The organism is Flavobacterium seoulense, assembly GCF_000695795.1.
GTDB classification, from domain to species: Bacteria; Bacteroidota; Bacteroidia; order Flavobacteriales; family Flavobacteriaceae; genus Flavobacterium; species Flavobacterium seoulense.
On sequence record NZ_JNCA01000006.1, the window covers coordinates 160269 to 174842 of the forward strand.

General features: G+C 32.7%; 14 protein-coding genes and 1 riboswitch. Of the genes, 9 read left to right on the plus strand and 5 right to left on the minus strand.

Translation table 11 applies throughout. The annotated features are described in order from the left end of the window. The first annotated feature begins 56 nt into the window (after positions 1-56). Positions 57-266, plus strand: coding sequence for a hypothetical protein (locus tag FEM21_RS03710; protein ID WP_035657935.1), 210 nt, complete (start codon positions 57-59; stop codon positions 264-266). 182 nt (positions 267-448) lie between these two features. Here the strand turns inward: FEM21_RS03710 and FEM21_RS16790 are convergent, their stop codons facing one another. The 4 genes from FEM21_RS16790 to FEM21_RS03725 form a co-directional block, all read right to left on the minus strand. After that, positions 449-595 (minus strand): hypothetical protein, encoded by a 147-nt coding sequence (locus FEM21_RS16790; protein WP_394332864.1) that lies wholly within the window; start codon positions 593-595, stop codon positions 449-451. 239 nt (positions 596-834) lie between these two features. Further along, entirely contained in the window at positions 835-2223 is a 1389-nt protein-coding gene (gene lpdA, locus FEM21_RS03715) for a dihydrolipoyl dehydrogenase (protein WP_035657937.1), read from the minus strand. Positions 2224-2639: 416 nt separating this feature from the next. Further along, positions 2640-3671, minus strand: a complete 1032-nt coding sequence (locus FEM21_RS03720) for an iron ABC transporter permease (protein ID WP_035657940.1) — start codon at positions 3669-3671, stop codon at positions 2640-2642. A gap of 6 nt (positions 3672-3677) precedes the next feature. Beyond that, positions 3678-4820: an ABC transporter substrate-binding protein gene (locus tag FEM21_RS03725; protein WP_035657942.1), complete on the minus strand. Its 1143-nt coding sequence runs from the start codon at positions 4818-4820 to the stop codon at positions 3678-3680. Positions 4821-4915: 95 nt separating this feature from the next. On the opposite strand from FEM21_RS03725, the gene FEM21_RS03730 reads away from it, so the two are divergent. From FEM21_RS03730 to FEM21_RS03765, 8 genes are all read left to right on the plus strand, one after another. Further along, positions 4916-5278: a DUF5522 domain-containing protein gene (locus FEM21_RS03730; protein WP_035657944.1), complete on the plus strand. Its 363-nt coding sequence runs from the start codon at positions 4916-4918 to the stop codon at positions 5276-5278. A gap of 74 nt (positions 5279-5352) precedes the next feature. Further along, a complete protein-coding gene (locus FEM21_RS03735; protein ID WP_035657947.1) occupies positions 5353-5868 on the plus strand; it encodes a bifunctional adenosylcobinamide kinase/adenosylcobinamide-phosphate guanylyltransferase in 516 nt (171 codons plus the stop codon). Continuing rightward, the gene (locus tag FEM21_RS03740) at positions 5865-6509 is read left to right on the plus strand and encodes a Dph6-related ATP pyrophosphatase (protein ID WP_035657949.1); all 645 of its coding nucleotides are present in this window, start codon (positions 5865-5867) and stop codon (positions 6507-6509) included. The genes FEM21_RS03735 and FEM21_RS03740 overlap by 4 nt, the downstream gene beginning before the upstream one ends. 102 nt (positions 6510-6611) lie before the next feature. Further along, positions 6612-8294, plus strand: coding sequence for a nicotinate-nucleotide--dimethylbenzimidazole phosphoribosyltransferase (gene cobT, locus FEM21_RS03745; protein WP_035657951.1), 1683 nt, complete (start codon positions 6612-6614; stop codon positions 8292-8294). 48 nt (positions 8295-8342) lie between these two features. Next, positions 8343-9125 carry an adenosylcobinamide-GDP ribazoletransferase gene (locus tag FEM21_RS03750; protein ID WP_035657954.1) on the plus strand — a complete coding sequence of 261 codons (783 nt, stop codon included), beginning with the start codon at positions 8343-8345 and terminating at the stop codon, positions 9123-9125. Continuing rightward, positions 9110-9631: an alpha-ribazole phosphatase gene (gene cobC, locus FEM21_RS03755; RefSeq protein ID WP_035657956.1), complete on the plus strand. Its 522-nt coding sequence runs from the start codon at positions 9110-9112 to the stop codon at positions 9629-9631. The genes FEM21_RS03750 and cobC overlap by 16 nt, the downstream gene beginning before the upstream one ends. 96 nt (positions 9632-9727) lie before the next feature. Further along, positions 9728-9981: riboswitch (cobalamin riboswitch) on the plus strand. 28 nt (positions 9982-10009) lie between these two features. Beyond that, on the plus strand, positions 10010-11863 hold the full coding sequence (locus tag FEM21_RS03760) for a TonB-dependent receptor plug domain-containing protein (protein ID WP_035657958.1): 1854 nt from the start codon (positions 10010-10012) through the stop codon (positions 11861-11863). A gap of 4 nt (positions 11864-11867) precedes the next feature. After that, positions 11868-12938, plus strand: a complete 1071-nt coding sequence (locus tag FEM21_RS03765; protein WP_035657960.1) for a DUF5074 domain-containing protein — start codon at positions 11868-11870, stop codon at positions 12936-12938. Positions 12939-13006: 68 nt separating this feature from the next. Here the strand turns inward: FEM21_RS03765 and FEM21_RS03770 are convergent, their stop codons facing one another. After that, a complete protein-coding gene (locus tag FEM21_RS03770; RefSeq protein ID WP_035657963.1) occupies positions 13007-14443 on the minus strand; it encodes a S41 family peptidase in 1437 nt (478 codons plus the stop codon). Between the last annotated feature and the right edge of the window lie 131 nt (positions 14444-14574).

Genomic DNA, 14574 nt, shown 5'->3' on the forward strand with positions numbered 1-14574 from the left:
TCCTAATTTGGCAGTAAGAAAAGAACAATTAATATTAATATATAATTATAAAAGACATGGACGCAAATTACATTATCAATAGACTTAAATCGACACTTTTTAAATATCCAACAGTTGATTTATTGAGAAACAGATTGAGAAATCTAGACGAAAGTAAAAGAAGCAGTGTTGTTTCGAAATTAAAAATTGAGCTTTACAAACATACCAATTCGGATATTCACGATCCGTTGGTGGAATTGCTTTATAAAATGCCATTGGCATCATAAAATAGTCAAACCCTTTTTTAAAAACGGCGGTTTTTGTACTTATACGTATGAAAACTGCCGTTTTGAGTTAATGAGAATTTTTAAAATAACTTTTTTCGATAATAATAATGATAAAAATTCCTGTGATGTAGGCAAACAAATCAAGCCATGAAAAGGAGTTACCCAGAATAGCTTTTGCTATTTCAGAGTTTTCCAAACCAAGTTTTTAAAGAAGATTTAAATCTTTGGCTGAATTCAACAAAAAAAGAAAAGCATAATACAACAATTACCACTGTCCAAACGGACAAATTGGAAAACGATTTTATAAAACAATAGATTAAAATTACCACTAAAAAATCGCCAAAATAAGGTATAAATTCGTCATGTAGAAATAATGCAATTAGAATTTCTACCAGAAATGATAAAACGGTTAATACAAAATAGTTTTTATTGAATTGTAGCAATTGTTTGTTTTTTTAATACAAGTTATCAAATATATTGCTTTTTGGTTTGACAATTTCAAACATAAAAAAATCCGACTAGTTTTCACTAATCGGATTAATATATAATCTGAAATCTTTATCTAAAACTAGATGTGAATTACTTCACCATAAGCAGCCGCAACAGCTTCCATAACTGCCTCACTCATTGTTGGGTGTGGGTGGATAGCTTTAAGGATTTCGTGACCTGTAGTTTCCAGTTTACGGGCTACAACTGCCTCAGCAATCATATCAGTAACTCCGGCACCAATCATGTGACATCCTAACCATTCTCCGTATTTAGCGTCGAAAATTACTTTTACAAATCCGTCAGCATTTCCAGAAGCTTTTGCTTTTCCAGATGCTACGAATGGGAATTTTCCAACTTTAATATCGTATCCTTTTTCCTTAGCTGCTTTTTCAGTTAAACCTACAGAAGCAATTTCTGGAGTAGCATAAGTACAACCCGGTACGTTTCCGTAATCGATAGGTTCTACATGTAATCCTTTAATTTTCTCCACACAGTTGATTCCTTCAGCAGAAGCTACGTGAGCTAAAGCTTGTCCCGGAGTTACGTCACCAATAGCGTAATAACCTGGAATATTTGTAGCGTTGTAAGCGTTTACTAAGATTTTATCTCTGTCAGTAGCAATTCCTACTTCTTCTAAACCAATATTTTCAATGTTAGTTTTGATTCCAACAGCAGAAAGTAAAATATCAGCTTCAAGAACTTCTTCTCCTTTAGCAGTTTTAACGAATGCTTTAACTCCTTTTCCTGTAGTATCGATTTTCTCAACAGAAGAGTTAGTCATAACAGTGATTCCTGCTTTTTTCAAAGATTTTTCAAATTCTTTTGAAATATCTTCGTCTTCAACTGGAACTACATTTGGCATAAATTCAACGATAGTAACATCAGTTCCCATTGAGTTATAGAAGTGAGCAAATTCTACTCCGATAGCACCAGAACCAACGATAATCATCTTTTTAGGTTGCTCAGGTAAAGTCATTGCCTGACGGTAACCAATAACTTTTACTCCGTCTTGAGGTAAGTTAGGCAACTCACGAGAACGAGCTCCTGTAGCAATGATAATGTGATCAGCACTGTATTCAGTAACTTTTCCGTCTTTATCAGTAACGTCTAATTTTTTACCTGGTTTTAATTTTCCAAAACCATTAATAACGTCGATTTTGTTTTTCTTCATCAGGAAAGTAATTCCTTTGCTCATTCCATCAGCAACATTACGGCTACGTTGAATTACAGCAGGGAAATCTTTATCAAACTCAGAAACAGTCAATCCGTAATCGGAAGCGTGTTTTAGATAATCAAAAACCTGAGCTGATTTCAATAATGCTTTGGTTGGGATACAACCCCAGTTCAAGCAAACTCCACCTAAGTTTTCTTTTTCAACTACGGCTACTTTAAAGCCTAATTGTGATGCTCTAATGGCAGTTACATACCCGCCAGGACCACTTCCTAAAACAATAACGTCGTATTTCATTTCTTTCTATTTATTTGTTTTTTATTTGTGAAATGCAATGAGCAAGCTCATGTTATTTCTAATGTATTTTATTTTAAATTGTAATAATCGAAATTTACTCAAAAAACAACTTCTGTTTTCTATCAAATTTTGATACTAAATTGAGACTGCGAATTTAATGATTTATTCTGTTTTTAAAACTCATATAAGTACAAAGTTTTAACAGAATGCTGTTTATAAAGGTCAATTTTTTAAAATCTAACAAAATTGACTATGTTTCTTATATATTTTTAGGAATACGTTAATACTGTTTTTAACCGCAAAGAGAGCAAAGTATTACGTAAAGAGTACAAAGCTTTGTGCCCTTTGTTATTTAAAGACAACGAATAATTTTTCATTGTGTACTTTGTGTTTAAGATTTACAGTTAAGCGAAAAATTACCCAATCATTTTTTGTTTTCTCAACAATAACCAAATCACTATTGGTGCACCAAAAATAGAAGTTACAGCATTAATAGGTAAGGTGATTTCGCCACCCGGAACCTGCGAAATAGTATCACAAACAAGCATGATAATGGCACCAAAAAGTAAGGTGCTCCAGAATAAAATAGTATGATTGCTGGTTTGGAAAACCAATTTGGCAATATGCGGAACTGCCAGTCCAATAAAAGCAATAGGTCCAGCAAAAGCCGTAATACTTCCTGCAAGAATACTGGTCGCAAATATGATAATTAGTCTTGCTTTGTTATAATTTAGTCCAAGGCTTCGGGCATAATTTTCGCCAAGAAGTAGGGCATTTAAAGGTTTGATACTAGCTAAACTCAACAATAACCCTAACAGAACACAAACTAATAAAATGATAATGGAAGTCCAGGAAAGATTTCCTAAATTTCCAAGTGACCAAAAAGTGAATTTTTGTAATTGCTCGGCAGTACTAAAAAAACTCAAAGTACCAACAATCGCAGTACTTAAACTTCCAAACATCAATCCAACAATTAAAATAGTCATAGTGTCCCGTAATCGAATGGAAACCAATAAAACGGCGAGTAAAACAAAAGAACTTCCGATGGTTGATGCTAAAACAATTCCGTAAGGTGAGAGTACAATTTCCTGTAAAAATGCAGGTAGATATGCTGCTCCTAAAATGACAAATGCCACACCTAAACTTGCCCCCGAACTCAATCCTAAAACATAAGGTCCTGCTAGTGGATTCCTGAATAAAGTTTGCATTAATAAACCACTTATTGAAAGCCCGATTCCAACAATAACGACTGTAATTGCTTTTGGTAACCTGTAATTAATGATAATGTATTCCCAGGTTGATTTACTCGCCTGACCTCCGCTTAAACTATGATAAATTTCTTTAAACGGAATGGTGATGGATCCCAAACTGATATTGGCAAAAAACAAAATAAAGAGTCCTGCTATCAGGTAGCAAAACAGAATTGTATTTCGTTTTTGGTTTTTCAATGGGAATTAATTTAGTTTTTGTGCAAAAGTAAAATTATAATCAGGTAATAATTCAGGATGAAAAATTTTGATGTAATCTTTCAGTACTAAATCCGGTCGGCTAGGAGCTAATTCGTAATAAATGGTACCGCCTTTTGCGCCTAATTTGCTTTCAAAAGTATAAACATTTCGATTAGTAAAAGCATCAAATTGATTGTAATGCGGATTACTATTAGCTAATTCCTGAGCATTTTTAAAAGAACCTGTAGCAATCCAAACCTGAGCATTTTTTGCTTTTTCTAATATTTTTTCGAAAGCTAATCCTAAACTTCCGCTGCCTTCAACATCAGCCCATAAATAATTAGATTTGGCATCTTTCATAAATTGAGCTACCCAGCTATTTCCTTTGGCAACATACCATTGGTTTTGGTACATCGAACCGTATAAAACTGTTTTTTCTGCTTTTTGATTAGCGACTAATTGTAAAGCATCGTTATAATTTTTTACAATATTGTCAAACAATATTTTGCCTTCTTTTTCTTTGCCAAATAAAGCCGCATACAATTTAATCCATTCGGCTTTTCCCAGTGGCGTCTGTTCCATCCAATCGGCTTGAATGATTACTTTTAAACCGCTTTTTTCTAAATTAGCAATCATAGGATTGTTGTTATCGATACCAAAAGTTACAATTGCTTCGGGAGCTAAATCAATCAGCTTTTCCATGTTTAAGCGTTCATTTTGTCCCACATTTTTAACTATTCCGGCATCAATTAGTTTTCGGGTTTTTACAGAAGAAACATAATCAGTATGCGGAAATCCTACTAAATGCGTTTCTTCCTGCAGCATTTCTAAAAAAGGAATATTGGTAGTCGAAGTCACCACGATTGATTGTAAAGGAACAATCAATTGTGTATACTTTTCTAAGCTGTCAGGAATGCTGGTGTTTTTTTCTTTTAAGATATAAGTGAAATCTTTATTGGCATCAGGCCATGGATTTAAAACTTTTACTACCGAATAACCATCGTATTTGTAAATGGCAAGATTGCTTGAATATTCAATTTCGTTTTTTTTGACTGGTGCAGTAGTTGTATTTAAAGTTTCGTTCTTTTTGCAGGCAATGAAGCTTAAAGACAGTAAGAGAAACAGGAATTTATTATAAAAAGAATTCATGATTTAAAATTATATGTAGGCAAAGGTATATCAAATTGTAAAAAATGCTGTTTATTTTTTAGAATAAAAAAATAAACAAATACTATCTTTACCTGATGAATACTATTAAAGTAAAATTGTGTTCCAATTGCGGAAATTCTTTTGATTGCGGCGATATTTCTCAGGAAAAGAAATGCTGGTGCAATGATTTTCCGCCCATATTTAATTTTTCGGAGGCCGGCGATTGCCTTTGTCCTAATTGTTTTAAGAACCGTTGTTCGATAAAAATTGAAGCCTATTTAGCGACCATTTCTCCAGAAACTGCATTAAATAATAAAGCTAAAAATTTGCCAAAAACAAACCACCTAATTAAAGGTATTGACTATTATCTGGAAAACGGGAATTATGTTTTTAAAGCCTGGTTTCATTTAAAAAGAGGGAGCTGTTGTGGTAACGGATGCAGACATTGTCCGTACTGAAAAGTTAGAAGTTGGAGGGAAGAAGAGGTAATACAATTAGAAATTAAAATCTACAATCAATAAAAAATTAAAAGATGATCTATTTCATAACAGGAGGAGAGCGTTCAGGAAAAAGCAGTTATGCTGAGAATATTGCCAAGGAATTATCGGCGAGACCTATGTATGTGGCTACGGCGCGAAAATGGGATGATGATTTTCAGAAACGAATTGTACGCCATCAAAGAGACAGAGATGAACGTTGGATAAACATTGAAAAAGAAAAATTTTTAAGCGAAATTGATTTTTCTGGTCAGGTTGCTGTTATTGATTGCGTAACTTTATGGTTGACTAATTTTTTTGTTGATACGCAGAATGATGTAGAATTGAGTTTGATTCAGGCTAAAGCCGAATTCGAAAAAATAATAAACCAACCTAATGTGATCATCATTATTATTTCAAACGAAATAGGAATGGGTGTTCATGCAGATACGCATATTGGTCGAAAGTTTACTGAATTACAAGGCTGGATGAACCAATATTTAGCCAAAAAAGCAGACAAAGTCGTGCTGATGGTTTCTGGAATTCCGGTTGTAATAAAAGAAGGTTTATGAATTTTTTAACCTCCTGGTCAGGAGGAAAAGATAGTTGTTATGCAATGATGCAGGCAGTAAAATTAGGTTTAAAGCCAAAGGTTTTATTGAATATGATGAATGAAAACGGGAAAATTTCCCGTTCGCATGGATTGCCTTTATCAATTTTAAATCAACAGGCGCAAAAAATGCAATTACCTATAGTCACAATTCCTGCTACTTGGGAAGATTATGAAGCCAAGTTTATTGCTGTTTTGCAAACATTGAAAGTTAATTATGATTTAGAAGCAGCCGTTTTTGGAGATATCGACTTGCAACCGCATCGGGATTGGGAAGAAAAAGTTTGTCAAGCGGCTAACTTAAAAGCAATTTTGCCTTTGTGGCAACAAGACCGAATTGCTTTGGTCAATGAAATGTTAGAAAACGGAATTGAAACAATGATTGTGTCCTGTAATACAAAGATGGGAGAAAGTTATTTAGGACGTATTTTAACCAAAGAATTAGCTTTAGAATTAGAACAAAAAGAAATTGATCCTTGTGGAGAAAATGGAGAATTTCATACGATGGTGATTTATTGCCCTTTATTTTTAGAAAGGATATCATTGCCTCCATTTACTACTAAAACTTATAAGGATTATTGTTTTGTGGTTTGGGAAGATTAATCAATTTCAATAGCAATTACAATAATCAATGGCAATTTTAAAGTGTTGTTTTTTTTTATTGACATTTTCATTGATTTTTGAAATTGAAATTAAATTTTTAATATGAGTTATTTAGACGAAATTATAAAGTCACGTAGAGACACCCGTCATTTTACAAATGAGGAAGTTCCTGATGCCGTAATCGAAAAAGCATTAGAAGCTGGACATTGGGCGCCTTCTGTGGGTTTGACTGAAGCGACCAGATATTATTTGATTAAATCGGCTGAGGTAAAAAAAGCTGTGAAAAAATTGTTTCTGGATTATGATGAAAAAGCAGCTCAGAGTACTGATAACGAATCACAGAAAGTACAATATCAGGCTTTAAAACTAGAAGCGATTGAAGATGCTCCCTTAGGACTGGTAATCGCTTATGATCGTTCGGTATTGAATCATTTTACCATAGGTACTGTTGGAAGTAATGAGGCAATTAAAAACAGTGCGGTTTGTGCCGCTCAAAATATTTGGCTTTCGCTTACAGAACAAGGCTATTCGATGGGTTGGGTTTCGATTTTGAATTATTATCAGTTCAAGAAAATATTAGGCTTACCAGAGCATATTGAGCCTCTGGGATATTTTTGCGTAGGCAAACCCGCTACTGATTATGGAAAACAACCGATGCTACAACAATTGAATTGGAAAAAGAAATCGGAAGCTCCGATAGTGACAGAAATCAATCATTTAATTATAGATGAAGATAAAAAAGTAGCGGTTTCTTCAAAGCATAAAGATGTTGCCACTACTTTGAAAAAGGAGTTAGAAGATAAGATTAATCAAAAAACAAAACCAATAGGTTCATTAGGTGTTTTAGAAAAAATAGCCCAACAAATTGGAGAAGTTTTTCAAACTTTAGAACCCAAAATAAAGAACCCAAATATTATAGTTTTTGCTGCCGATCATGGTATAGCACAACATGGTGTGAGCGCTTATCCGCAGGATGTAACACGCCAAATGGTTAGTAATTTTTTAGAAGGTGGAGCGGCAATTAATGTGTTTTGTAAGCAAAACGATATTACGCTATCTATTGTTGATGCTGGTGTAAATTATGATTTTCCGTCTAATGTAAAATTGATTTCGAATAAGATTGATAAAGGGACACATTCGTTTTTGAGTACTTCTGCTATGAGCAAAACACAAATGCAGTTATGCTTTTCTAAAGGAGCCGAAATGGTTACTTCAATAGCAAAACAAGGTTGTAATTGCGTTGGTTTTGGCGAAATGGGAATTGGAAACACAGCCACAGCCTCGGTTTTAATGAGTGTACTTTGTAATTTTTCTATCGAAGATTGTGTGGGTAAAGGAACTGGGGTAGATGATGAAAAACTACAATTTAAGATTGCTATTTTAAGAAAAGCGATTGAAAATTACGAGGGCGAAAAGGATTTTGATAGTTATTTGGCTCATTTTGGAGGATTTGAAATTTTGCAAATGGCAGGAGGAATGCTTGAAGCTTATCAACAAAATATGATTTTTCTGGTAGACGGATTTATTTGCAGTGTTGCTTTTTTAATAGCATTCAAAAAGAATCCTGAAATATTAAAAAATGCCATTTTCAGCCATCAATCGGCTGAGAAAGCACATAAAAAACTGTTGGATTATTTAGATGTTTCGGCGGTTTTACAATTAGATTTGCGTTTGGGTGAAGGAACAGGTTGTGCTTTGGTTTTTCCAATAATAACATCGGCAGTGGCTTTTTTAAATGAAATGGCTAGTTTTGAAAGTGCTGGTGTGAGTGAAAATAAAAGTTAGAAGTTAGAGGTGGGAAGTTAGAAGTTAGATTAAAGATTTATAAAAATAATGAAAAAAGAACTCCGTATATTTTTTACCGCATTGATGTTCTATACCCGGATTCCTTGCCCTAAAAACATCAATCATCATCCTGATTATTTGAATAAAGCGTCAAGATATTTTCCAATAATTGGCTGGATTGTAGGAGGAATAAGTTTTATGATTTACTATTTAGCTTCTTTTGTTTTTTCGATAGAAATAGCTGTTGTTCTTTCGATAATTGCTGGTATTCTAGTAACTGGTGCATTTCACGAAGATGGCTTTGCCGATGTCTGTGATGGTTTTGGCGGTGGTTGGACTAAAGAGAAAATTCTTTTAATCATGAAAGATAGTGCAATCGGGGCATATGGTGCTATTGGCTTGGTTTTACTTTTTTTATTGAAATTTCAAATTCTGGTTCAATTAGTTGAAGATATAAATTCAATAACAGTTGGTTTTTTGTTATTTGTTGCTGCTCATGCTGTAAGCCGACTGGCTGCAATTTCTATTGTCTTTACCCATCATTATTCAAGAGAAGATGCTAGTAGTAAAAGCAAACCAATTGCTCAAAATTACACATGGAGAGAAGTAGTTGGTGCTTTCTTTTTTGGTTTATTACCATTATTGATTTTGTCTTATTTTCGATGGCAAATGCTAATTGTTGTAATTCCAGTTTTTCTCACCAGATTTTTTATGGCTAGTTATTTCCAAAAATGGATTGATGGTTATACGGGTGATTGTCTTGGTGCAACGCAGCAAGTGTGTGAAGTTGTTTTTTATCTGTCAAGTATTGCTTTATGGAAGTTTATTTAGTTCGGCATACCGAAACTGTTTGTGAGAAAGGAATCTGTTACGGACAATCTGATGTAAGTTTAAAAGAATCCTTTTTAGAACAATTTGAATTGATAAAAAGTCAAATACCTTCGGACGCTGTTGTTTTTTCGAGTCCGTTATCTCGTTGTACACTTTTAGCCAATTATTTGTCATCATCGGTTAGTATTGATTCGAGATTGATGGAAATGAATTTTGGTGATTGGGAAATGAAAAAATGGGATGAAATTCCTGAAGTCGATTTTACTCCCTGGATGACTGATTTTGTAAATGTGGCTGTTCCTAACGGCGAATCTTTTATTACATTACACCATCGGGTAATTGATTTTTTAGCCACACTAGCTTCTGCAAATCATTCGAAAAAAATAGTAATTGTTACTCATGCCGGAGTAATCAGGAGTATTTTATGCCATCAATCCGGATTATCTTTAAAAGAAGCATTTCAAAATAAAGTCGATTTTGGAGATGTAATAAAAATAGAATTATAACTTCAGTTAAAAATGTTTATTTGTTTGATTTTTAGTTTTTTAAGTACTAAAAATCAAAAATGTATATAAATTTGATTTTTAGCAGGATTAAGTTTTATCTTTGCAAAAAATTAAGGTTGTGTTTTTATCAACACATTAAAAGGGAATCAGGTTTAAAACCTGAGCTGTACCCGCAACTGTAAGCTATAAAGCTTGTTGTAAACTACAAAACCACTGTTTGAAAGTGGGAAGTTAGAAACTAGGGATTAGAAGTGAAATACTTCTTATTTCGTAGTTCAATTTCTAAATTCGAATGGGAAGGTAAACAACAAGACGCAAGCCAGGAGACCTGCCTTTATAAATTAATATCGAACTCTCGGGAAAAAGAGTGTAGAAATTATGACTTTAAGAATACGTTTTGCTTTTTCTCTTTTTTTGTTGTGCCAATTTATTTCGGCGCAGAATGATACTATTACCAAATTAAAGGAAGTAGTAGTTTCGGATGCCAATCTTAAAAAATACTCCAATTCACAATCTGTTTTGAAATTAAATGATTCGATTATCAATAAGAATGAAGCTTTATTGACTGATTTATTGAATTTCAATTCGACAATATATTTCAAAGAGTATGGTCGCGGAATGCTCTCTACAGTTTCTTTCAGAGGGACAACTGCTTCACAAACTGCTGTAATTTGGAACGGAATTAATATTAATTCTCAAATGAATGGAAGTACTGATTTTAATACCATTTCGGGTACCGATTACAATTCTGTTAGTGTAAAAGCGGGTGGAGGAAGTTTGATTTACGGAAGTGGAGCTATTGGAGGAACGGTTCATTTGAATAATGATTTGGCATTTTATAATCGTTTTGAAAATAGTTTAAAGTTAGATTATGGAAGTTTTAATACTATTGGAATTAATTATAAGGCTAATATTTCTAATGAAAAATGGAGTACACAAATAGGATTTTCAAAAAACAGTTCTACAAACGATTATAAGTATTTAAACCAATATACCTGGAGAGGCGAACAACGCTGGAACCAGAATGGAGAATATGATGTTATCACTGTGAGCGCTAATTTAGGATATAAATTAGACGCTAAAAACACTTTAAGATTATACACTCAAACTTCTAATACGGACCGAAATACATCATTAATAGTAGAATCGGAAACAAAAAGTAAGTATGTAAATGGTTTTAATAGAAATTTATTAGAATATGATGGTGATTTTGGAAGATTGAAAGCGAATTTCAAAACGGCTTATATTTTTGAAAATTACCAATATTTTGCGAATAAGGATTTAAATAATTACAGCTACGGAAAAACGGAAAGTTTGACAACCAAAGCTGATTTAGGATATTCTTTATTCAAATCAACTCAAATTAATGCCATTTTAGATTACAATAGAACAAAAGGTTTTGGAAGTGGTTTTGGGAATAATACCAGAGAAATTAGTTCAGCTTCATTTTTGGTTAAACAAGATTTCAATGAAGATTGGAAAAATGAGTTTGGTATTCGAAAAGAATTCACAGCGAATTATCAATCACCTGTTTTATTTTCTTTTGGTTCGTCCTGTCAACTGAGTGAATTCTATCAATTGAAACTGAATTTATCCCGAAATTTTAGAATTCCAACTTTTAATGATTTGTATTGGGAAGAAGGTGGAAATAGGAATTTGAAACCTGAAAGTTCCTATCAGGCAGAAATAGGAAATGTTTTTACTTTTAGAAATATTACACTAACGCAAACTTTCTATTACTTTAAAATAAAAGATATGTTGCAATGGGTTCCTGGAAATAACGGAATCTGGTCACCGCAAAATACAAACAAAGTAGCCAGTTATGGAGCTGAAACCTTATTGAGTTGGAAAAAACAATTTGGAAAAAATATTTTTGCTGCCAATGCGACTTATGCTCATACCATTTCTGAAAATGTAGTTACTAAAAAACAACTATTCTTTGTTCCATTTAACAAAGTAACCGCAGCAGTTTCTTATTCCAGAAATAGAATTTCGGCTAATTATCAATTTTTATACAATGGCTTTGTTTATACACAAGAAGATAATGATCCTAAAAAAATTGTTCCGGCATATAATGTCTCTAACATAGCTATAAACTATGATTTTAAATTATTATCCTCTTGTAAAGTAGGATTCCAGGTTTTAAATGTTTGGAATAAATTTTATCAAAGTTTAGAATACCGACCAATGCCCGGAAGAAACTATAATATGTACTTAAACCTTAAATTTTAATATAATGAAACTAACTAAAATGTTTTTATTAGCATTAAGCGTATCGCTTTTTGTTTCTTGTTCTAATGATGATGATAATTCTAATGATCCAAAAGGAGTTTATGATAATGGAGTATTCATTTTAAACGAGGGTAATTTTACTAGTGGAGGATCTGTGTCATTTATAAGTGATGACTTAAATACTTTTGAACAAAGTGTTTATAGTGCTGTAAATGGAAATGATATTATTGGTACGTACGTTCAAAATATCTTTTTTGATGGTGATAATGCATACATAATTGCTGGTGGTTCAAATGTAATCAATGTAGTTAACAGATATACTTTTAAGCTTGTTGCTAAAATTGATAGTGGACTTAAAAATCCTAGATATGGTGTTGTTAAAAATGGTAAAGCCTATGTAACTAATGCAAATACTTATGCGCCATATGACAAACCTGCTGATGATGCAGCGGTAATTACAGGTAACACCGATGATTATGTTGCAGTAATTAATTTAGCTACGAATACATTTGAATCTAAAATTGACTTAAATGGAACGGCTAATAGAATTGTAGAAGAAAATGGTAAATTGTATATAACAGAACCATATAATAGTAATAAATTAATTATTGTTAATATTGCTACTAAAACAGTAGAAACTCCAGTAACTATTGGATCAAGTGCTGATTCTGTAGAGGAGGAAGATGGTGTTTTATATATTTTGAGATCACCTTATGGAAACAGAAGTGAAATTGTAAAAGTGAAATTATCAGATAAATCAGTTTCTAAAGTTACTTTTCCAGAAGCTCTTGATGGAGCAGGTTATTTAGATATTGAAGATGACAAAATCTATTACACTGTTGGTAGTTCAGTTTATACTATAAATACTAATGCTACTACAGCATCACTAACACCTATTATAAATTCACCAGTTGCTAATCTATACGGATTTGCTGTGGAAGATAATAGAATTTATTTAGCAGATAGTGGAGATTACAAAACAAACAGTAAAGCTTATATTTATAATCTTACTGGTACATTACAAAAAGAATTAACAGTTGGTATTGGTCCAAATGGTTTCTATTTTAATGACTAATTTTACTGAAAATTACAAAAAAGGCTTTCATTACGAAAGCCTTTTTTTTTATGCAATTAAGTTAACTTTTATTGTTCGAAATGCATTTCATTTTGTCCTTTGATGGTTTTTGAATCGTTGATGTATTTTAGATCTTCAGTTGTTTTTTCGGGGATTATTTTAGACGTTCCTGTAATTTTACCGATTGCTGTGCTTAGAAGAGGTTCGTTAATATCTCCAAGAATACCTAATGTCGATATTCTTTCGACTAATTTGTGATCAGGAATTAAACCATCTAAATAGTCTCCAAATCCCACCGAATTCTGAGATCGGGCTACTATGGGCTGCATGGCATAACGATGTGAAATATTTACATTGTTTTTAGCCAAACTAGGAGAGTCATAAAGCGTAACCGAAGCTACGTTTTTTCCATAAGTTGCATCACCTATTTGTACAACATTAATATAAGGATCCAAACCATTTATGATAAGCTCGCTTGCAGAAGCAGTACCTTTAGTCGTCAAAACATATACTGTGGTAAGATTTAAACTATTGATACTTTTTCCGTCTATCGTTGAGGTAAAAGTATATTTTCTATTCAGGTAGGATTTACTATTGTTGTAAGCCAATTCACTAAAAATTTTTCCGTTAAATTGTCCTGTAATCATACTGGCTAATCGGGCTGCGCTAAGTACTGAACCACCGCCGTTGTATCTTAAATCCAGAACTAAATCAGTGATTCCTTCTGATTTGAAATAGCCAAAAGCATCATTTAATTCAGAATCATAGCTTTGGTAAAAACCATTATACATAAAATAGCCTATTTTGTGGTCTTCATTTGTGATAACTTTTTTTATGAAAACAGGATTTTCAGCTAAGGTGGTTTTTGTTAATGCGAGACTTTTACCGTTAGGAATAATTACAGCATTATTATTAGAATCAAAAGTAAGATTAGCAAAGTTTAAAGTATAATTTTCGTTAGAACCATTCAGTAAATTTCGATAATTAGATTGCGTTAAAGTTGTTCCGTTAACTGCATAAAAAACTTCTCCACGCTGAATGTTTTTCGTTGCAGCATCCGAATTTGGAATAATATAACGAACAAAACCTATTATTTGACTACTATTATTAGAAACAAGACTTAAACTGTATTCAACGCCGTTGTTTTTAGTGGTTCCCCCTAATTGCTGTTCCAGAGTTTGATAATCATTAACAATCCAGCTAAATTGATCCACCACATTTGTACCATATAAAATTGAGGGTCTGTAAAGTAAATTTTGGAATAGGTTTTCGGGAGTTGAAAAACTACTTAAAAAGTTTTCATATTCAGCATTAGATAAAAATCTTTTAGACGCTAAATCAGGAACATTTTCCTGCCATAAATACATTTGGTTCAATCCACGCCAAATAAATTTATGTACATCAAGTTCAGTAGGTTCAGGCAGCGAATCATCCTGATCTTCGCAACTTTGTAAAAGTGAAAAACAAACTAATAAAAGTAGTAAGCGGAACGAAAAAGTTTTCATATTTTATATGGCATTATGACTATTTACGTAAAAATACTATCTTTAGTTTTATTATTGATTTTTTTAGAATGAATAATTTTCCGTTTTCTGCATAATTTTGAATATTTTACGTTATAATTTGTATCATAACG